General features: G+C 70.6%; 14 protein-coding genes. 6 read left to right on the top strand and 8 right to left on the bottom strand.

Annotated features, from left to right (window positions below; translation table 11 throughout):
• Positions 1–16: 16 nt before the first annotated feature.
• Positions 17–637, bottom strand: coding sequence for a TetR/AcrR family transcriptional regulator (locus ASG53_RS17420; protein ID WP_056136254.1), 621 nt, complete (start codon positions 635–637; stop codon positions 17–19).
• Positions 638–810: 173 nt separating this feature from the next.
• Here ASG53_RS17420 and ASG53_RS17425 point away from each other — a divergent pair, with 173 nt between their 5' ends.
• A complete protein-coding gene (locus ASG53_RS17425; protein WP_056136256.1) occupies positions 811–3,102 on the top strand; it encodes an MMPL family transporter in 2,292 nt (763 codons plus the stop codon).
• 88 nt (positions 3,103–3,190) lie between these two features.
• Here the strand turns inward: ASG53_RS17425 and ASG53_RS17430 are convergent, their stop codons facing one another.
• The 4 genes from ASG53_RS17430 to ASG53_RS17445 all read right to left on the bottom strand — a co-directional run bounded on the left by ASG53_RS17430 (position 3,191) and on the right by ASG53_RS17445 (position 8,975).
• Positions 3,191–4,486 (bottom strand): alpha/beta fold hydrolase, encoded by a 1,296-nt coding sequence (locus tag ASG53_RS17430; RefSeq protein WP_056136258.1) that lies wholly within the window; start codon positions 4,484–4,486, stop codon positions 3,191–3,193.
• 182 nt (positions 4,487–4,668) lie between these two features.
• A complete protein-coding gene (gene glpK, locus ASG53_RS17435; RefSeq protein ID WP_056136259.1) occupies positions 4,669–6,186 on the bottom strand; it encodes a glycerol kinase GlpK in 1,518 nt (505 codons plus the stop codon).
• Positions 6,187–6,308: 122 nt separating this feature from the next.
• Positions 6,309–7,046 (bottom strand): MIP/aquaporin family protein, encoded by a 738-nt coding sequence (locus ASG53_RS17440; protein ID WP_056136261.1) that lies wholly within the window; start codon positions 7,044–7,046, stop codon positions 6,309–6,311.
• A gap of 174 nt (positions 7,047–7,220) precedes the next feature.
• A complete protein-coding gene (locus ASG53_RS17445; RefSeq protein WP_056136263.1) occupies positions 7,221–8,975 on the bottom strand; it encodes a glycerol-3-phosphate dehydrogenase/oxidase in 1,755 nt (584 codons plus the stop codon).
• A gap of 123 nt (positions 8,976–9,098) precedes the next feature.
• Between ASG53_RS17445 and ASG53_RS17450 the strand changes: the two genes are divergently transcribed.
• Together ASG53_RS17450 and ASG53_RS17455 are read left to right on the top strand one after the other, a co-directional pair.
• Positions 9,099–10,049 carry a sugar-binding transcriptional regulator gene (locus ASG53_RS17450; RefSeq protein WP_056136265.1) on the top strand — a complete coding sequence of 317 codons (951 nt, stop codon included), beginning with the start codon at positions 9,099–9,101 and terminating at the stop codon, positions 10,047–10,049.
• A gap of 246 nt (positions 10,050–10,295) precedes the next feature.
• A complete protein-coding gene (locus ASG53_RS17455; protein ID WP_056136267.1) occupies positions 10,296–10,826 on the top strand; it encodes an amino-acid N-acetyltransferase in 531 nt (176 codons plus the stop codon).
• 155 nt (positions 10,827–10,981) lie between these two features.
• Here ASG53_RS17455 and ASG53_RS17460 read toward each other — a convergent pair whose 3' ends face one another.
• A complete protein-coding gene (locus tag ASG53_RS17460) occupies positions 10,982–11,941 on the bottom strand; it encodes an A/G-specific adenine glycosylase (RefSeq protein WP_056136512.1) in 960 nt (319 codons plus the stop codon).
• 553 nt (positions 11,942–12,494) lie between these two features.
• Here ASG53_RS17460 and ASG53_RS17465 point away from each other — a divergent pair.
• Positions 12,495–13,049, top strand: a complete 555-nt coding sequence (locus tag ASG53_RS17465) for a DUF4232 domain-containing protein (RefSeq protein ID WP_156382874.1) — start codon at positions 12,495–12,497, stop codon at positions 13,047–13,049.
• A gap of 78 nt (positions 13,050–13,127) precedes the next feature.
• Here the strand turns inward: ASG53_RS17465 and disA are convergent, their stop codons facing one another.
• Together disA and radA are read right to left on the bottom strand one after the other, a co-directional pair.
• Positions 13,128–14,213 (bottom strand): DNA integrity scanning diadenylate cyclase DisA, encoded by a 1,086-nt coding sequence (disA, locus tag ASG53_RS17470; RefSeq protein WP_056136271.1) that lies wholly within the window; start codon positions 14,211–14,213, stop codon positions 13,128–13,130.
• Positions 14,214–14,222: 9 nt separating this feature from the next.
• On the bottom strand, positions 14,223–15,641 hold the full coding sequence (radA, locus tag ASG53_RS17475; RefSeq protein WP_056136273.1) for a DNA repair protein RadA: 1,419 nt from the start codon (positions 15,639–15,641) through the stop codon (positions 14,223–14,225).
• A 173-nt stretch (positions 15,642–15,814) separates the two neighbouring features.
• Between radA and ASG53_RS17480 the strand changes: the two genes are divergently transcribed.
• Both ASG53_RS17480 and ASG53_RS17485 read left to right on the top strand, forming a co-directional pair.
• Complete coding sequence (locus ASG53_RS17480) at positions 15,815–16,909, top strand: hypothetical protein (protein ID WP_056136275.1); 1,095 nt, start codon at positions 15,815–15,817, stop codon at positions 16,907–16,909.
• A 26-nt stretch (positions 16,910–16,935) separates the two neighbouring features.
• Entirely contained in the window at positions 16,936–17,925 is a 990-nt protein-coding gene (locus ASG53_RS17485; RefSeq protein WP_056136277.1) for a LacI family DNA-binding transcriptional regulator, read from the top strand.
• Positions 17,926–18,552: the final 627 nt, after the last annotated feature.

Genomic DNA, 18,552 nt, shown 5'->3' on the forward strand with positions numbered 1-18,552 from the left:
CCTCGTGTGTCGGGTCTCAGGCCTCCGCCGGTCCGCTCACCGTGCACACCGGAGCGCCCCCGGCAGCCCCCTGCGCGATCTCCTTCGCGACGGCCGGGACCAGCATCCGCCACGCCCAGCCGGACGCCTCGGCGACCGACGGGCGGGGTTCCATCTCGAGCCAGGCCGTGAGCACGCCGACGAGAGACCCGGTGATGCCCGCCGCGACGATCTCGAGAGGCATCTCCGTCTCGGGGTGGTCGCTGTGCTCGCTCACGCCCTGGATGACCACGGTGTTGATGCGGGCCCGCAACCGGGCAGCCGCGATGCTCGAGCCGCCCTCGCCGAGCGCGCGCCTGTACAGCGCCGCGTTCTCGTCGAGGTGCTCGACGTACCGGGTGAGCAGCAGGGGCGGTGCGTCGGTCAGCTCGAGGGTGCCGGCCTCGGACAGGTCGGCGCCCGCCTGGCGTGCCCGGGTGTCGAGGGCGTCGGCGAGCAGCGTCTCCTTGTCGGCGTAGTGCTGGTAGAAGGTGCTGCGGTTGATCGTGGCCCTGTCGGCGATGTCCGCGACGGCGATCTCGTCCAGGTCGCGCTCGCGGGCGAGCGAGAGCAGCGCGTCCTGGAGCAGCGCTCGGGTGCGGGCGATCCGGGGGTCCATGCCCTCATTCTGTCAGCCTGGAGCGATCTGCGAAACCGGAAAGCCAACACGTGTTGCGTACACGACGATCGTTGCTTACGGTGGCAACGTCGTTCAACGAGGTGCGACGCAGCGGCACGCCCGCAGACCGTTCTCCACCCCCGGGACCCCTCCCGGACGACCAAGGGATCACCATGGCCTCCTTCCTGTACAGGGTCGGGCACTTCTCGTTCACCAGACGGTGGACAGTGCTCATCGCCTGGCTCCTCGTGCTCGCCGCCGCAGGCGCCGGAGCCGTCGCCTCGGGCATGAAGATGACCGAAGAGCTCACCATCCCGGGCGTCGAGTCCGCGACGGCGCAGACCATCCTCGAAGAGCGCTTCGGCGACGCCGCCTCGGGTGTCGGTGCTGGTACCGGTGGTCAGGCTGCCGCAGGCGCCGAGGCCGAGAAGCCCGCGTCGTCCAAGTTCGTCGTCCAGGCGCCCGAGGGGACCAACCTCATCGAGGACGGCAGCCTCGAGACCGTCCTCGGCGCTCTCGCGCCCATCTCCGAGGAGAGCCAGGTCGAGTCGGTCTCCGACCCCATGACCACGGGCACGATCGCCCCCGACGGCGGGGCCGTCTACGTCGACATCCAGTTCACGGTCCCCGCGGACGACGTGAGCGACGCGACCCTCGACACCATCGCCTCGGCCGAGAGCACGCTCAGCGACGACGGCTTCACGGTCGCCGTCGCGGGTGGCCCGTTCACCGAGCCGCTCGAGCTCCTCGGTCCGACCGAGCTCGTCGGCGTGGTCGTCGCGCTGCTCGTCCTGCTCGTCACCTTCGGCTCGCTGCTCGCCGCAGGGATGCCCATCCTCACCGCGCTGCTGGGCGTGGGCATCGGCGTCGCCGGTGTCCTCTCGCTCTCAGCAGTCGTCACGATCTCGTCGGCGACGCTGACGCTCGCACTCATGCTGGGCCTGGCCGTCGGGATCGACTACGCGCTGTTCCTGCTCTCCAGGCACCGTCAGCAGCTGGCCGAGGGCATCCCCCCGGCAGAGTCCGCAGGCCGTGCGGTCGGCACCGCTGGGTCCGCGGTCGTCTTCGCAGGTCTGACCGTCGTCATCGCCCTCGCCGGACTCTCCGTCACCGGGATCCCGTTCCTCGCCACCATGGGTCTCGCAGCCGCTGCGACTGTCGCGATCGCTGTGCTCATCGCCACCACGCTGCTCCCCGCGATCATGGGCTTCGCCGGCGACAGGCTCATCCCGAAGGGCCGGGCTGCCGCTCGTGCCCAGCGCTCGACCAAGGCCGAGAACCGCTGGGGCACCTTCGTCACCACGCACCCGGTGTGGACCCTGCTGGTCGGCGTGCTGCTCCTCGGGACCGTCGCGCTCCCCGCGACCTCCATGCGTCTGGGGCTGCCCGACGCCGGCCAGGAGCAGGCCAGCTCGCACGACCGCCAGGCCTACGACCTGCTCGCCGAGGGCTTCGGCCCCGGCATCAACGGACCGCTCGTCGTGCTCCTCGACGCAGAGTCCGACCCTGACGCGCTGCCCGCCGCGATGGCCCAGATGTCGGCTGCGCTCGAGGGCGTCGCGAACGTCGCCGCCGTCGCACCGGCGATCCCCAACGGGGCCGTCGAGGGCATGGAGGCCGCCTCGGGAACCCCGCAGGCCGACGCCGCGATCATCACGGTGATCCCGACGACGGGACCGAACGCCGAGGAGACCGCGGAGGTCGTCCACGACATCCGGGACCTGCGCGGCGCCGTCGAGGAGGCCACCGGGGCCGACGTGTGGGTCACCGGCGCGGCCGCGGCCAACATCGACGTCACCGAGAAGCTCGCGGACGCTCTGCCGCTGTTCCTCGCGATCGTCGTGGGCCTCGCGATCATCCTGCTGCTGGTCGCCTTCCGCTCGCTGCTCGTCCCGGTCACCGCGGTCCTCGGCTTCCTGCTCACCGTCGCCGCAGCCTTCGGTGCGACCACGGCCGTGTACCAGTGGGGCTGGTTGGCTGACGTGTTCAGCGTCGCGACCCCGGCGCCGCTGCTGAGCTTCATGCCCGTCCTGCTCGTGGGTGTGCTCTTCGGCCTCGCGATGGACTACCAGGTGTTCCTGGTCTCCCGCATGCGGGAAGACTTCACGCACGGTGCCGGTGCCATGCAGGCCGTGCGGTCGGGCTACGCCCACGGTGCGCGGGTGGTGCTCGCCGCCGCGCTCATCATGATCGCGGTCTTCGCGAGCTTCGTCTTCTCGGGCAACACGACCATCGGCCCGATCGCCTTCGCGCTCGGCTTCGGCATCGCGGTCGACGCCCTCGTCGTGCGCATGACGATGATCCCGGCCGTCATGGCGCTCCTCGGCAAGTCCGCCTGGTGGCTGCCGCGCTGGCTCGACAAGGCTCTGCCGAACGTCGACATCGAGGGCGCGTCCCTCGAGGCCCGCACGGAGACGCACCACGAGCCGAAGCACGAGGCGCACACCGGCGCCCACGCGAAGTAGCCCGACCCGCGGCCTCACGGCTGCGGTAGGTGCCGACGGCCCCGGCCGGTCCCTCACGGGACCGGCCGGGGCCGTCGTCTGCTCTCGCTCAGTCCCGCAGCGGCCCGCCCTGGTCGGCGACGAGCCGGACCAGGCGGCTCAGCACGTCTCCGGTGCGCAGGCCGTCGTGCTCGAACTCGTTCGTCACCCACGTCTGCACAGAGCCGACGTGCGCGGCCGTCGCGAGCGAGAGCTGCGCATCGACGAACATGTCGTCGTGGTACACCGCCGCGGCGACCGGGACCTCGTTCGACGCGAGGACGTCAGGGTCGTAGAGCGTCGTCCAGGAGCTGCGCGCCGCGAGCTCTTCCGCGGCGGCCTGGAAGGGGCGCAGCCCGGAGATCTCCTCGAACATCCACGGGTAGATCATCTCGCCGCTGAAGAGCAGCGGCCGGGATGACGGGTCGAAGGCCGGGTGCTCGGCGCGCACCGTGTGCGCGGCCCAGCCTGTCGTCGCCTCTCCCGAGGCGTAGATGGACTCGTGCAGGACCGCGTAGAGCGGGCGAGACCTGTACGAGGTGAGGTCCATGACGGCCTCGAGGAAGGTGTCGCTCAGGTCGTCCGACCCACGGTCGAAGGCCTCGTCGACGAGCCAGTGCACCCGTTCGAAGCCAGGCTTCATGCCGAAGTCCATGCCGAGGGTCTGGAAGCGCCGGGTGCTCAGCACGTCGCCGTCGGGCAGACGGACGTCCCCGGCGTCGAGCCTGTCCGCGATGCGCGCGACCCTCTCGACGTCCTGCGGGAAGCGCTCGTAGTACTGGGCGTTCTTCGCGGCCGTCCGCGGGTACGTCCGCCTGTAGACCTCGTGGGTGTCCGGCCAGATGCTCGGCAGGCCGCCGGTGACGTAGCAGGCGGTCAGCGCGTGCGGTGCCCGGGACAGGTAGGTCAGAGTCAGGAACCCGCCGTAGCTCTGCCCGATCGTCGCCCATCGCCGACCGCCGTAGACGGTCTTCCGGAGGTGCTCGGCGTCGTCGACGATCGAGTCGGCACGGAAGTGCGCGAGGTACGCGGCCTGCTCGGTCGGGGTTCCGAGCGCCGCCAGCGCCGCGCCGCGCACGGCGCTCGACCGGCCCGTGCCACGTTGGTCGAGCAGCACGACCCGGTGGGTCGCGAGCATCTGCCCGACCCAGCCGTCGGCTGCGGTCGGGCGGGGTCCTTTTCCACCAGGCCCGCCCTGGAGGAAGACCACGAGCGGCAGGTCGTCGTGCCGTCGGGACGGTGCGACGAGCTCGCGCGCGAAGACCGTGAGCGTCCGGCCGTCGTGGGGCGACGCCCAGTCGAGCGGTACCTCGACCTCGTGGTCGGTCACGTGCAGGCCGGGGATCGTATAGCTGACGCTCGTCACGGGGGAGGGCTCCAGGAGGCTGGGGTGCTGTCGGTCCGGACAGCCTATGCCGTGCAGGTCGGCGTGCTCGGCCCTTCCCTCTGCTCGTACGACGACGCCCGGCGCCCGGCGGGAGAGATCCCACCAGACGCCGGGCGTCTGTCGTGCCTCAGACCGCAGAGAGGGTCTGGTCGTGCGTCGGGTCAGACGACGTCCTCGTCGACCCAGTCGAGGGTCTTCGAGACAGCCTTCTTCCAGAGGCGGTACTGGCGGTCGCGCTCGGAGCTCTCCATCGTCGACGACCAGCGCTTGTCCTCGGCCCAGTTGTCGATGACGTCCTGCTCGCCGTTCCAGAAGCCGACAGCGATCCCGGCCGCGTAGGCGGCACCGAGGGCGGTGGTCTCGGCGACCTGCGGGCGGACCACGTCGACGTCGAGGATGTCGGCCTGGAACTGCATGAGCAGCTCGTTGGCGACCATGCCGCCGTCGACCTTGAGCTCGGTGAGGTCCACGCCAGAGTCGGCGTTCATCGCGTCGAGGACCTCGCGGGTCTGGAACGCCGTGGCCTCGAGGGCCGCACGGGCGATGTGGTTCTTGTTGACGAACCGGGTGAGGCCGACGAGCGCACCGCGTGCGTCCGGGCGCCAGTACGGTGCGAAGAGGCCGGAGAACGCGGGCACGAAGTACGCGCCGCCGTTGTCCTCGACCTTGCTCGCGTAGTACTCGACGTCCTTGGCCTCTTCGAACATGCCGAGGTTGTCGCGCATCCACTGCACGAGCGAGCCTGTCACGGCGATCGAGCCCTCGAGGGCGTAGACCTGCGGGGCGTCACCGATCTTGTAGCAGACCGTGGTCAGCAGGCCGTTCTTGCTGTGCACGGGCTCGGTGCCCGTGTTGAGCAGCATGAAGTTGCCGGTGCCGTAGGTGTTCTTCGCGGTGCCCTTCTCGAAGCAGGCCTGGCCGAAGGTCGCCGCCTGCTGGTCGCCGAGGATGCCGGCGATCGGCACACCGGGGAGCAGACCGCGCTGGCGTCCGGTCCCGTAGACCTCGGAGGAGGAGCGGATCTCGGGGAGCATCGACATCGGGATGCCCATGTCCTTCGCGATGTCCTCGTTCCAGGTGAGCGAGTCGATGTTCATGAGCATGGTGCGCGAGGCGTTGGTGACGTCGGTCAGGTGCACGCCGCCGTCGGTCCCGCCGGTCATGTTCCACAGCACCCAGGTGTCGGTGTTGCCGAACATGAGGTCGCCGCGCTCGGCAGCCTCGCGGGCACCCTCGACGTTGTCGAGGATCCACTTGACCTTCGGGCCCGAGAAGTAGGTCGCGAGGGGGAGGCCGACGATCGCCTTGTACTTGTCAGCGCCCTCAGCACCGCCGAGCTCGTCGACGATCTTCTGCGTGCGGGTGTCCTGCCAGACGATCGCGTTGTAGACGGGCTTTCCGGTGGTCCGGTCCCAGACCACGGCGGTCTCGCGCTGGTTGGTGATGCCGACAGCCGCGATGTCCTCGTGCGTGAGGTTGCCGCGGGTGAGCGCCAGGCCGACGGCCTCGCGGACGTTGTTCCAGATCTGCTCCGGGTTGTGCTCGACCCAGCCGGCCCGCGGGAAGATCTGGTCGTGCTCGAGCTGCCCGGAGGAGTGGATGGTGCCGTTGTGCTTGAAGACGATGGCACGCGAGCTCGTGGTGCCCTGGTCGATGGCGAGTACGTACTGCTCGGTCATGAGGTGAGTCCTTCACTTCGGTGTGCGGGTCGAGACGGAGGGGTCGTGCGGTGTCCCGGAAGAGCGAGGGGGGAGGGTGCGGGTGGCCGCGGTCGTGCGCGGCCACCCGCAGGTGGATCGGCTCAGGCCATCGCCGTCGCGGCGAGACCGGCGAGCGCGCCACCGACGAGCGGGCCGACGACGGGCACCCAGGCGTAGGACCAGTCGCTGCCACCCTTGCCCTTGATGGGCAGGAAGGCGTGGGCGATGCGCGGACCGAGGTCACGAGCAGGGTTGATGGCGTACCCGGTCGGGCCACCGAGGCTCGCACCGATCCCGACCACCAGGAAGGCGACGGCGAGCGGACCGAGCTGGCTCGGGGTGTTGCCGAAGTTGAGGATGGTGAAGACGAGGACGAAGGTCGCGATGACCTCCGTGATGAAGTTCCAGGTGTAGGACCGGATCTCCGGGCCTGTCGAGAACACGCCGAGCTTCGTGGCCGCAGGGGCCTCGAGGTCGAAGTGGTTCTTGTAGGCGAGGAAGGCGAGGACGGCGCCGATGATCGCACCGATCATCTGAGCGGCGAAGTACAGGAGCATGTTGCCGAAGTTGACCGGCAGGCCGTCCGGGGAGAACGTGTCCTGGCCGTTGGTCATGATGCCGATCGTCACGGCGGGGTTGAGGTGGGCTCCGGACTTCCACGAGGCGTAGACACCTGTGAAGACCGCGAGGCCCCAGCCGAAGTTGATCATCAGCGTGCCGCCTGCGAACCCCTTGGTCTTGGGGAGGATGACGTTGGCGACGACACCTGCACCGAGCAGGATCAAGAGTGCGGTTCCGACGACTTCTGATGCGAAGACTTCACCAGCGGAGAAATTCATGTCGTGTCCTCATGTGTCAGGGACTGCTGCGTCCCGGGCTCCTCGGAGCGGCTCTGCGTCCGAGGTCGTGCTGTGGAGGTGTGGTGCGGCCAGGGTCGTCGCCGGCCCTGGCAGATCGGGGAGTAGTGCTGAGAGGTGCGGCGGACCGAGCAGGTCCGCCGCACCACAGGGTTGTCAGGAGGAGAGCGCGGTCATCGGGGTGACGTCCGTGGCCGCGAGGCGGGTGCGCTCGGCGGCAGCGTCGTCGAGGTCGTGCTCGGCAGCAGCCTCGGCCTCGGCTCGAGCCGTGTACGAGGCCACCTCGGCGAGGCGGGTCTCCTCGTCCCAGCCGAGCCCGGCAGCGGCGATCTGCGAGATCTCCTCGAGGGCGGCGACACCGCGGTCGGCGACCTCGTAGTTGAGGCGGGTGCGGTGCAGCATGATGTCCTCGAGGTGCAGGACGCCCTCGTGGCTGACCGCGTACGCGATCTCGGCCCGCAGGTACGCCGGGGCGTGCTGCAGAGGCTTGGCCATCTCCGGGTCGGACTCGCAGAGCTCGACGATGTCGGAGAGCAGCGAGCCGTAGCGGTGCAGCAGGTGGTCGACGAGCGCCGGGGTCCACCCGTAGGTGGCGGCGTAGCGGCGGCCCCAGTTCTGCTGGACGTCGAGGCCGACGGCGCCGAGCAGCGGCACCTCGGTCGTGATGGACGGACGGGCCTTGGCGCCCTCGCCGAGGGCGAAGTCGACGGCGTCCTCCGCCATGACGCGGTACGTCGTGAGCTTTCCGCCCGCGATGACCGTCAGGCCGGGGACGGGCGAGGCCACCGTGTGCTCGCGGGAGACCTTGGCGGACGAGGTGCCCTCCTTGGTGCCCGGCTGGAGCAGCGGGCGCAGACCGGCCCACGTGCCGATGATGTCGTCCCGGGTGAGCGGGTCGGCGAGCACGGCGTTGGCGTGCTCGAGCACGTAGTCGATGTCCGCGGCTGTCGCGACGGGGTGCTGGAGCTCCTGCTTCCACGGGGTGTCCGTGGTGCCGATGACCCAGTAGCGCGACCACGGGATGACGAAGAGCACGCTCTTCTCGGTCTGCAAGATCAGCCCGACGGTGCCCTTGATCCGCTCGCGCGGGACGACGATGTGGACGCCCTTCGAGGCGAGCACGCGCAGCCCCCCGGTCCCGCCGGCGAGAGCCTCGGTCTCCTCGGTCCACACGCCCGTCGCGTTGATGACGTTGCGGGCCTTGACCGGGAAGGTTTCACCGGTCTCGAGGTCCTTGAGCACGGCGCCGTCGACACGGCCGCTCGGGTCCTTGGTGAGCTCGACGACCTGCGTGCGGGACGCTGCGCTCGCTCCGTAGGAGGCAGCCGTGCGGATCAGGGTCGAGACCAGGCGTGCGTCGTCGACCGAGCCGTCCCAGTAGCGGACGGCCCCGACGGCGGCGTCGTGACGCAGGTCGGGGAACAGCCGCTCCATGCCCTTGCGGGAGACGTGCTTGTGGAACGGCAGCGCGCGCTTGCCCGGGATGAGGCTCGCGAGGGTGTCGTAGAGCATGATGCCCGCGCCGACGTACCCGCGCTCCCACACCCTGTGCTCGAGCGGGTAGAGGAAGGAGACGGGCTTGACGAGGTGCGGGGCCAGCTTCTTGATGAGCAGGTCGCGCTCGGTCAGGGCCTCGTGGACGAGGTTGAAGTCGAGCATCTGCAGGTAGCGCAGGCCACCGTGCACGAGCTTGCTCGAGCGGCTCGAGGTGCCTGCCGCCCAGTCCTGAGACTCGACGACGGCTGTGGTGAGCCCACGGGTCACGGCGTCGAGCGCGATGCCCGCGCCTGTGACGCCACCACCGATGACGAGGACGTCGAGAGGTTCTCCCTCGGCGCTCGCGCGGAGGGCGTCGAGCGACTGCGCTCGGCTCTGCGGGGTGAGCTTGGACGACGTTCCGGACGTGGACATGGATGACCTTTCGACTCGCACTACGGCTAGGACTAAGGTCACACTGTCAGAACGTTCGCGCAACCTGGATGCACATATGTGCACGGGCGGGTGCAAGGGTCGTCTCACGAGGGAGTTTGCGCTATGGCGGTTCGAGACAAGGACGTCTTGAGGGCTGCGTCCATGTACTACCTGCAGGACCTCACGATGGAGACCATCGCCAAGCACCTCGGCACCTCGAGGTCGACGGTCTCCAGGATGGTCAAGCACGCCCGCGAGACCGGGCTCGTCGAGATCACGCTGCGCCCGACGCACTCCAACGCGCCGAGCCTGGGGCAGAAGATCCGTGAGGTCTACGGCATCGAGGCCTACGTCGTCGCAGTTCCCGACCACAACAGCGAGGTCGAGAGGCTCGAGCAGGTGGCGCTGACGACGGCGCGCCTGATCGGCACGTGGTTCGACTCCAACATGATCCTCGCCGTGGCCTGGGGGACGACGCTCAGCGCGATCGCCCGGAACCTGCCGCGCAAGACGACCCGGGGCAGCGCCGTCGTCCAGCTCAACGGTGCTGCGAACACCCGGACCTCGGGTGTCGAGTACGCCGGAGACCTCATCGCGGAGTTCGGCAAGGCCTTCGACGCCCACGTGCACTATTTCCCAGTGCCGGCGTTCTTCGACTACGCCGAGACGAAAGAAGCCATGTGGCGCGAGCGCTCCGTGCGCAGGGTGCTCGCCCAGCAGCGGCGGGCAGACATCGCGCTGTTCTCGGTCGGCGCGCTGTCGGGCGGGCTGCCCAGCCACGTCTACACGGCCGGGTACCTCGAGGCGAGCGACGTCGCCGTGCTCGACCACGAGGGTGTCGTCGGCGACGTCTGCACGGTGTTCTTGCGCGAGGACGGGACGTACAAGGACGTCGCGCTCAACGCCCGGGCCACAGGGCCCTCGCCGAGCGAGCTGCGTCGTGTGCCGCGGAGGGTGTGCGCCGTCGCGGGGGACAACAAGGTGGTGCCGCTGCGGGCCGCGCTGCGTGCCCGGGTCGTCACGCACCTCATCGTCGACGAGGTGACGGCGACCAAGCTGCTCGAGGACGACTGACCGGGGAGGCGCAGCACCTCGCGGACGCCTGAGCGGGGGAGTGCTGGGCCTCGCCGACGCCTGAGCGGGGGAGTGCTGGGCCTCGCCGACGCCTGAGCGGGGGAGCGCTGGGTCTCGCGGACGGCTGACCGGGGAGACCGGGGTCCTCGCAACCCCCTGAGCAGGCGGAGCGCGACAAGGGTGTGGCCGGGTGACCGTCAGGTGGATAAGTATGCAGTCGATTGAGTATGGGCGTAGGTTGTCCGCGTGACTCCTGCACCCCCGACGCAGACCGCGACAGTCCGAGCTGCGCGCCCCTCCGACGTGCGGAACATCCGCGCGCTCGTCGAGCCCTACGCGCAGCGCCGGATCCTCGTCGAGAAGGAGGCTGTCGCGTACTACGAGTCGGTCCAGGAGTTCGTCGTCGCCGAGGCCGGACCGGCCGACCAGCCGCGCCTCGTCGGCTGCGGGGCGCTCCACGTCATGTGGGAGGACCTCGCTGAGATCCGCACCCTGGCCGTCGCGCCCGAGATGCACGGCAGCGGGCTCGGCCACGCTCTCGTCGACGAGCTGCTGGCCCGCGCTCGGACGCTCGGTCTGCGTCGGGTGTTCTGCCTGACCTTCGAGGTCGACTTCTTCGTCCGTCACGGCTTCCACGAGATCGAGGGCACACCGGTCGACCCTGCGGTCTACGCGGAGCTCCTGCGCTCCCACGACGACGGGATCGCCGAGTTCCTCGACCTCGCCCGCGTGAAGCCCAACACCCTGGGCAACAGCCGGATGCTCATCGAGCTGTAGGGCTGACGAAGAAAGGCCTGGGCAGAGCAGCACCGACCAGGACAGGGCAGGGCAGGAGCGGGACCGACCAGGGCTGACCGGGCCGACCAGGGCAGGGCCGATCGGGCCCCGGAGGCCGAGAGCCGCCGCCCGCTCTCCCAGCGCGACGGGTCGTGTCAGGCGGGCAGCCTGTACACCTGCGCGTCGTCGGCGTCGCGCCCGGGAGTGCGTCCGTCCGGTCCGCCTGAGAGGTCAGCGTCGCACTGCTCGACCAGACCGTCTTCGACGAGCGAGGCGAGACACCGCCCCAGCTGCGCCGCGTCAGGCCACAGGTCGTCCAGGACCGCCCGCGCGACAGGTCCGGGCGCGGCGCGCAGCGCACCCATCACGGTGCCGCGCGCCTGCCGGTCCGTGCCCTTCCACGCCTGGGTGCGCCTGCGCCCGGCGTGCTCGTCGGGCGGGTAGCCGGCCGCCCGCCAGGCGCACAGGTGGCTCACCGGGCAGCTGTCGCACGAGGGGGCGCGTGCCGTGCAGACGACAGCGCCGAGCTCCATCGACGAGGCGGCCCAGAGCGCGGCGTCGTCGTCGGAGACCGGGGCGACCCGCGCCGCCCGCGCAGACTCGGCAGCCGTCAGCGCGGGCATCGGCAGCGCATCACCGCCGAGGGTGCGGGCCAGGACCCTGCGCACGTTGGTGTCGACGACCACAGACCGTCGCCCGAAGGCGAAGGCCATGACGGCCGCAGCCGTGTAGGCACCGACCCCGGGGAGGGCGAGCAGCAGAGCCTCGTCCTCGGGCACCTCGCCGTCGTGACGCTCGACCACGGCCCTGGCGCACTCCTGCAGGCGGAGCGCGCGTCGTGGGTAGCCGAGCCGTCCCCAGGCGCGCAGGACGTCGGCCGTCGAGGCCGCCGCGAAGGCTGCGGGGGTCGGCCACCGCTCCATCCACTCCACCCAGACCGGGGCCACCCGCGCGACGGGGGTCTGCTGAGACATGACCTCGCTGACCAGGACACCCCACGGGGTCCGGTCGGCGGAACGCCACGGGAGCGGGCGCGCTGTGCGCTCGAACCAGTCGCCGAGAGTCTCCTGGAGCTCGGCGACCAGAGCCGGGGCGACGCTGTCTGGTGCGGTCATGTCCTCGGTCTCGGTCAGGTGGTGCACGGGCGATGGTGGGGGCGTGGTGGATGGTACGAGACGGCAGCGGTCGTCGTCCGGCTGGCGGTCGACCGAGGGTCAGCGCCGGCCCGGGGCGACCCGTGCTGGCCTGCGCCGGCCGGTGCCCCACGGCCACGGGCCACGGGATGCTGGGCCCCGGTGGCGTCCGGTCGCGGGTCGCGTCCCGCGTGACGAGGTCGCGCCGCATATGGTAGTTCTCAGCAGTCGTCGCCGCAGTGTCGCGTCCCCGTACGGTGGGCCGACGCCGCGTGGCGAGATCCGTGGTCGGGCTGGCAGACGAGGGTGGTTCACACGCATGGAGCACGAAGGCCCGCAGCACCCCCAGGACGGCAGCCCGCGCCCTGACGACGCCCGCTCAGGCAGGCCCGGCGGTTCGCGGCCCGGGGTCCCGCACTCCGCGCGGACCGGTGCCGGTCCCGCAGCCGGTCCTGGTGGACGAGGGCCTGGCGGGCAGGGGCCACGCACCCCCCGTCCCACGGGCAGCGGACGCCCCAGCCCGAGAGTCCTGGTCGTGCGGTGGGCGGTGGTGCTCCTCGTGCTCGCCGTCGTCGTCGCCGGGATCGCCTTCGGGATCCGAGCCATCGCCGGTGCGCTCGGCGGGGGCGGGGCCGACGACACCCCGGACCCAGCCCCGGCGACCTCCGAGGCAGCCGCCGAACCGACGTCCGACCCCGCCACCCCTGCGGAGTGCAGCGCAGAGGGTCTCACCGTCGAGCTCGCATCCGACGCCGGGGCGTACGCCCTCGGCCAGACCGCAGTCTTCACGCTGACCCTCACCAACGTCGGCGAGGCACCGTGCACGATCGACGCGGGCCGGACGGCGGCCCAGCTGGTCGTGACCTCCGGAGCCGACAGGGTCTGGTCGAGCGCCGACTGCGAGCCTGGCGACCCGAGGTTGCTGCTGCTCGACGCCGGCAGCTCCGACGTGAGCGCCATCGAGTGGGCGACGAACCGTTCTGCCCCCGAGTGCCCCACCGACCTCCCGCCGATCGGCGCAGGGACCTACCAGGCGACAGTGACCACCTCGACGACCACGACGGAGCCGCTGGTCTTCACCGTCGGCTGACGACGGTCTGGCCTCTCGGCCCGACGCGCTGCCCAGGAGCCGTATCGGCCCCGGCCCGAGCCGGTGCTGCACCCAGGGTCAGACGTACCGTTCGAGGATGCTGGACTCTGCGAGCCTGGACAGACCCTCGCGGACCGAGCGTGCGCGCTGCTCGCCGACGCCGTCGACGACCATGAGGTCTTCGACGGTGGCCGCGAGGAGCTTCTGCAGACCACCGAAGTGGCTGACGAGGCGGGCGACGATCGTGCTGGGCAGACGGGGCACCTTGGCGAGCAGGCGGTACCCGTGCGGCGCAACAGCGGCATCGAGCGCCTCGCCGCCGCCGGGCAGACCGAGCACGCGGCCGATGAGCCCGAGGTCGAGGAGCTCGGTCGAGTCGAGGACTGCGAGGCTCGCGAGCACGTCCTGGACGGAGTGGTCCTTGCGCCCGACCTCGACGTAGTCACGGATGACGAACTCCCGGTCCGACCCGAGACCGCCGATGAGCTCGTCGAGCTGCAGCGCGAGCAGACGTCCCTCGGTGCCGAGCTCGACGACGTAGCCGGCGATCTCCTCGGAGATGCGCCCGACCATCTCGAGACGCTGCACGACGGCGCAGACGTCACGGACGGTGACGAGGTCTTCGATCTCGAGCGCTGAGAGGGTGCCGCTGACCTCGTCCAGGCGAGCCTTGTAACGCTCGAGGGTCGCGAGCGCCTGGTTCGCGCGGGACAGGATCGTGTCAGGGTCCTCGAGCACGTAGCGGGAGCCGCCGACGTACAGGGCGACGATGCGCATGGACTGGCTGACGGAGATCACGGGGAAGCCGGTCTGCTTCGCGACCCGCTCGGCGGTGCGGTGGCGGGTGCCCGACTCTGTGGTCTCGATCGACGGGTCGGGCAGGAGCTGCACAGCGGCTCGCAAGATCCGGCTGGCCTCGCGGTCCATGACGATCGCACCGTCCATCTTGGCGAGCTCGCGCAGGCGGGTGGCCGAGAACTCGACGTCGAGGGCGAAGCCGCCCGAGCTCATCGTCTCGACGGTCTCGTCGAATCCGAGCACGACGAGCGCGCCGGTCCGGCCGCGGAGGATGCGTTCTAGCCCGTCCCGCAGCTCGGTCCCTGGCGCCACGGCGGCCAGGGTCTCGCGGAGAAGCTCGTCGACGTGCGCGGGGGAGTTGGCCACGGGGCGATCCTACGCGTCAGGACGCGTCTGCGGCAGGAGGCTCTGCTGGGTGCGTTGGACGGCCTCGGCGAGGTTCGCGGCGGGCAGCAGCGTCATGCCTGCGGGCGCAGGCCCGGACGTCCCCGGAGGCACGACGGCGCGGGTGAAACCGAGCCTGGCGGCCTCGCTGAGCCGGCGCGAGATCCCGGCGACCGCGCGCAGCTCGCCGGCCAGACCGACCTCCCCGATCGCGATGGTCCCGACGGGCACAGGCTTGTTCTCGAGCGCGCTGAGCGTCGCCAGGGCGATCGCGAGGTCGGCCGCGGGCTCGGTGACCCGTGCGCCGCCGATGGTCGAGACGTACACGTCGGCGTCGGTCAGCCGGGCGCCGAGGTGGCGGTGGATCACGGCGAGGATCATCGCGAGCCTGCTCGAGTCGATCCCGCTCGTGGTCCGCCGCGGGTTGGCGAGCGGGCTCGCGACCACCAGCGACTGGATCTCGAGGGCCAAGGGTCGGCGGCCCTCGAGTGTGACGGTCACGCAGGTCCCCGGGACGGCCAGGTTGATGTGCGACAAGAACAGGCCGCTCGGGTCGGCGAGACCGGTGATGCCGTCCTCGGTGAGCTCGAAGCAACCGACCTCGTCGGTCGGTCCGTACCTGTTCTTGACGGCCCGGACCATGCGCAGGCGAGAGTGGCGGTCACCCTCGAACTGCAGCACCACGTCGACCAGGTGCTCGAGGGTGCGTGGCCCGGCGACCGAGCCGTCCTTGGTGACGTGCCCGACGAGCACGACAGGCATGTTGCGTCCCTTGGCCGCGGCGATCAGCGCGCCGGCGACCTCCCGGACCTGGCTGACACCGCCGGGGGAGCCGTCCACCTGGGCCGACGCGATCGTCTGGACCGAGTCGACGATCAGCAGGTCGGGGTCGGTCGCCTCGATCTGACCGAGGACCTGCCCGAGGTCGGTCTCTGCCGCGAGCAGCAGGCTCGGGGCGAGGGCGTCGATCCGCTCGGCGCGCAGCCGCACCTGCCCCGCGGACTCCTCGCCCGTGATGTAGAGGACCTTGCGACCTGCGCGGGCGGTCGTGCTCGCGACGTCGAGCAGCAGGGTCGACTTGCCGACGCCTGGCTCACCGGCGAGGAGCACCACGGCGCCGGGGACGATCCCGCCGCCGAGGACACGGTCGAACTCGCTGATGCCTGTCGGGGACGCCTGTGCGGTGTCGACGTCGATCTCGCCGATCGGCTGCGCGACAGAACGGGTCGGTGCGGACGCCACGGTCTTGGGCCCGGACGCGGCTGCGGCCGTCTCGGCCACCGTGCCCCACTCCTGGCACTCCCCGCAGCGGCCGACCCACTTGGACGTGGTCCATCCGCACTCGGAGCAGCGGTAGCCCGGACGGGTCGCCCGGGCGGCGGAGGACGTGGTCCTGGTGGTGGTGGCCATGCCGAGAACGGTAACGGCACCCCCTGACACCCCCCGGGGTGACCGGCGTCGTCGTGGCTCCACCACGCTGACAGACCCTGACCGTAGGCTGACCTCGTCATCTGCACGTCTCGCCGGCCGACAGGTTCCGGCGCACCGCCGGGTCCGACCCGCGCCTGCCACGAGGGAGCACCATGTCCGAGAACGAGCAGACCGGGTCAGCAGTCCCCGGCCAGCCCCCTCGAGGCGAGCACGCCACGCGCACGACGACCGACGCAGCGGTAGCCGAGCCGGCTCCCGCGTCCGGCATGCCCGACATCCCCTGGACACCCCCGCCCCGCCGCGGCGCACGCGGTCGTGCGGACGATGCAGGTGCGGTCGCGACAGACCAGGACGGCGAGGCGATGTCAGCCCACCGCACGTCGGGCCACGCGACCGAGGACTCGCAGCCCGGGACTCGCAGCCAGGTGCAGCTCACCCGCTCGGCCCGACGTGCCGCAGGTGCAAGGGGCGCCGCTGGTGCTGTCGACGAGCCATCTGGTGCGCACCCTCTCGACGGTCTGGACGCGGAGCCCGACGTGACTCGCCCGGACGACGGGACCCGGCGGCGCGCCTGGGTCTTGTGGGCTGTGATCGGCGGCGCGGTCGCGGTCGTGGTCGCAGCGGTCGTCGTCTTCGCTCTCCTCTCCGGTGACGACGCAGAGCCTGCAGCCCAGACGGTCACGACGACGATCGACGTCCCGACCCCGACAGCTGAGCCTCTCGACAGGACCGGCGCGACAGCGCTCGTCCAGGCGCTCCCCGGGACGGTCCGTCAGTTCGTCCTCGGGACCGTCGAGCCGACCGACACCCTCGACGGAGCTCTCGAGGCCTGGACCGTCACGTACTCGGGCCAGGTCCTCGCTGAAGACGGCACGCCGGTCGAGAGTGCAGATGCAGCGTCGGACGCCGCAGCCCCGCACGGTGCCACGTCCGAGGGGGCGGCCGCAGCGGAGGCAGACCAGAGCGCCGCCGCCGACGTCCCCGCACCCCCGGCCTTCACCGTCACCGTCGGACAGTGGGAGGACGCCGAGCAGGCGACCGCAGGAGCGCAGGCGCTCGCGGCCGAGCTCGGTGAGCCCGCGACGACCGAGGAGGTGACCGTCGGTGGAGAGGTCACCGGCTCGCTGTCCTACTACCCGTCCGTCGGCACGACCGGGACAGCGGTGTGGACCAACGGGACTGTCGCGATCCGTGCGGTCGGCCCGTCGTCCGAGCTCGTCAACTTCGCGACGGCCTTCGGCCTCTGATGCGGGTGAGCACCAGGCGACCGGGCATGAACGACGTCGCGCGCGCTGCCGGCGTCTCGCACCAGACGGTCTCCAGGGTGCTCAACAACCACCCCAACGTGCGCGACGAGACCCGGGAGAAGGTGCTCGCCGCGATCGCGGAGCTCGGCTACCGCCGCAACTCTGCCGCGCGGACGCTGGTGACCCAGCGGTCCGGCACCGTCGGGGTGGTCACGACGGGCTCGTTCTCCTTCGGCCCGTCGCAGACCCTCGTGGCGATCGAGGAGGCAGCGCGGGAGACCGGCTACTTCATCACCGTGGCGACCTTGCGCACCGTCGACGCCGAGTCGATGCGTGACGCGCTCGACCACCTCATGCAGCAGGGGGTCGACGGCATCGTCGTGATCGCGCCGCACGCCGAGGTCGTCGACGCCGTGCGCGCCGCGCACGAGCAGCTTCCCGTGGTCGTCGTGGCCGCGCTCGCGGACCCGCCCGAGTCGGTGACCACGGTGTCGGTCGACCAGGTCCTCGGCGCGCGATCCGTGGTCGACCACCTGGCGGGTCTCGGTCACCGGGAGGTCGTGCACGTGTCGGGGCCCGCGGGCTGGTTGGACGCGGAGGCGCGGGTGCTGGGGTGGCGCGAGCAGTCGCAGGCCAGAGGTCTCGGGGTGCCAGAGGTGGTCGAGGGGGACTGGACCTCGGGGTGCGGCTACGAGCTCGGCCAGCGCATGGCTGCCGAAGGAGCACCGAGCGCCGTCTTCGCGGCGAACGACCACCTGGCGCTGGGGTTGCTTAGGGCCTTCCACGAGGCAGGGATGCGCGTGCCGTACGACGTCTCGGTCGTCGGCTTCGACGACATCACCGGCTCGGGGGACTTCATCCCGCCGCTCACGACGGTCCGCCCGGGCTTCGTCGCGCTGGGGCACCAGATCATCGAGACGCTCCGCGGCCTGCTCGACGGCATGGCCGTCGGAGACGCTGTGCTCGTGCCCGAGCTCGTGGTGCGCGCGAGCACCGCAGCCCCTCGGGCCGTCTGACCGTTCCCTGCCAGGTGGCGTGCTCGAGTGCCCGAGTGCCCGAGTGCCCGGCCGACCCCCGGGACCAGTTGACCACCCGTTCCGGTGGCGCGTGATCGGGGTCACTGGTAGCGGATTGGCCAAGTCCCCGATCCGTGACGTAGTGTTCTGGATGTCAGCCCGACAGGGAGGCACAGACACCACTGCGAAGCTCGCAAGAGCCGCCGCGAAGTGGCTGTTCCCGGGGCGTGACCGAACCTCATCGAGAAGTACCGAGGCCAGACACAGTCTGGACATCGACTCCGAAGACATGAGGTAACCTGTTCCAGGCCGGAAGAACCTGCGCTAGTCGCGGGGACGGCTGACCGGAGAACGACAGGTCAACTTGAACGGCAGCCCCATGCGGATGAGCCTGAGAATGGCTCGATGGTGGTGCGCGTCCGCTCCTTGAGAACTCAACAGTGTGCTTAATAGTCAATGCCAAGACCCCTTGTCTTGGATTGGTGCTCGGCTTTTCGGTCGGGACTGGTCTGATGGCAAGGTTTATTTGGTATGAATTGAAAACGCAAGTTTTCGGTTTGTAGCCTTGATTAATCAAGTTCTCTCTTTGCAGGGAGGCTTGCTTCGTATGGTTGTTAACTGGTTTCG

The organism is Sanguibacter sp. Leaf3 (assembly GCF_001425965.1).
Taxonomy (GTDB): domain Bacteria; phylum Actinomycetota; class Actinomycetes; order Actinomycetales; family Cellulomonadaceae; genus Sanguibacter; species Sanguibacter inulinus.

Excerpts from the sequence above, each read along its gene's own strand:
- ASG53_RS17420 (WP_056136254.1), bottom strand. The coding sequence starts at position 637 with ATGGACCCCCGGATCGCCCGCACCCGAGCGCTGCTCCAGGACGCGCTG.
- ASG53_RS17425 (WP_056136256.1), top strand. The coding sequence starts at position 811 with ATGGCCTCCTTCCTGTACAGGGTCGGGCACTTCTCGTTCACCAGACGG.
- glpK (WP_056136259.1), bottom strand. The coding sequence starts at position 6,186 with ATGACCGAGCAGTACGTACTCGCCATCGACCAGGGCACCACGAGCTCG.
- ASG53_RS17440 (WP_056136261.1), bottom strand. The coding sequence starts at position 7,046 with ATGAATTTCTCCGCTGGTGAAGTCTTCGCATCAGAAGTCGTCGGAACC.
- ASG53_RS17445 (WP_056136263.1), bottom strand. The coding sequence starts at position 8,975 with ATGTCCACGTCCGGAACGTCGTCCAAGCTCACCCCGCAGAGCCGAGCG.
- ASG53_RS17450 (WP_056136265.1), top strand. The coding sequence starts at position 9,099 with ATGGCGGTTCGAGACAAGGACGTCTTGAGGGCTGCGTCCATGTACTAC.
- ASG53_RS17460 (WP_056136512.1), bottom strand. The coding sequence starts at position 11,941 with ATGACCGCACCAGACAGCGTCGCCCCGGCTCTGGTCGCCGAGCTCCAG.
- radA (WP_056136273.1), bottom strand. The coding sequence starts at position 15,641 with ATGGCCACCACCACCAGGACCACGTCCTCCGCCGCCCGGGCGACCCGT.
- ASG53_RS17480 (WP_056136275.1), top strand. The coding sequence starts at position 15,815 with ATGTCCGAGAACGAGCAGACCGGGTCAGCAGTCCCCGGCCAGCCCCCT.
- ASG53_RS17485 (WP_056136277.1), top strand. The coding sequence starts at position 16,936 with ATGAACGACGTCGCGCGCGCTGCCGGCGTCTCGCACCAGACGGTCTCC.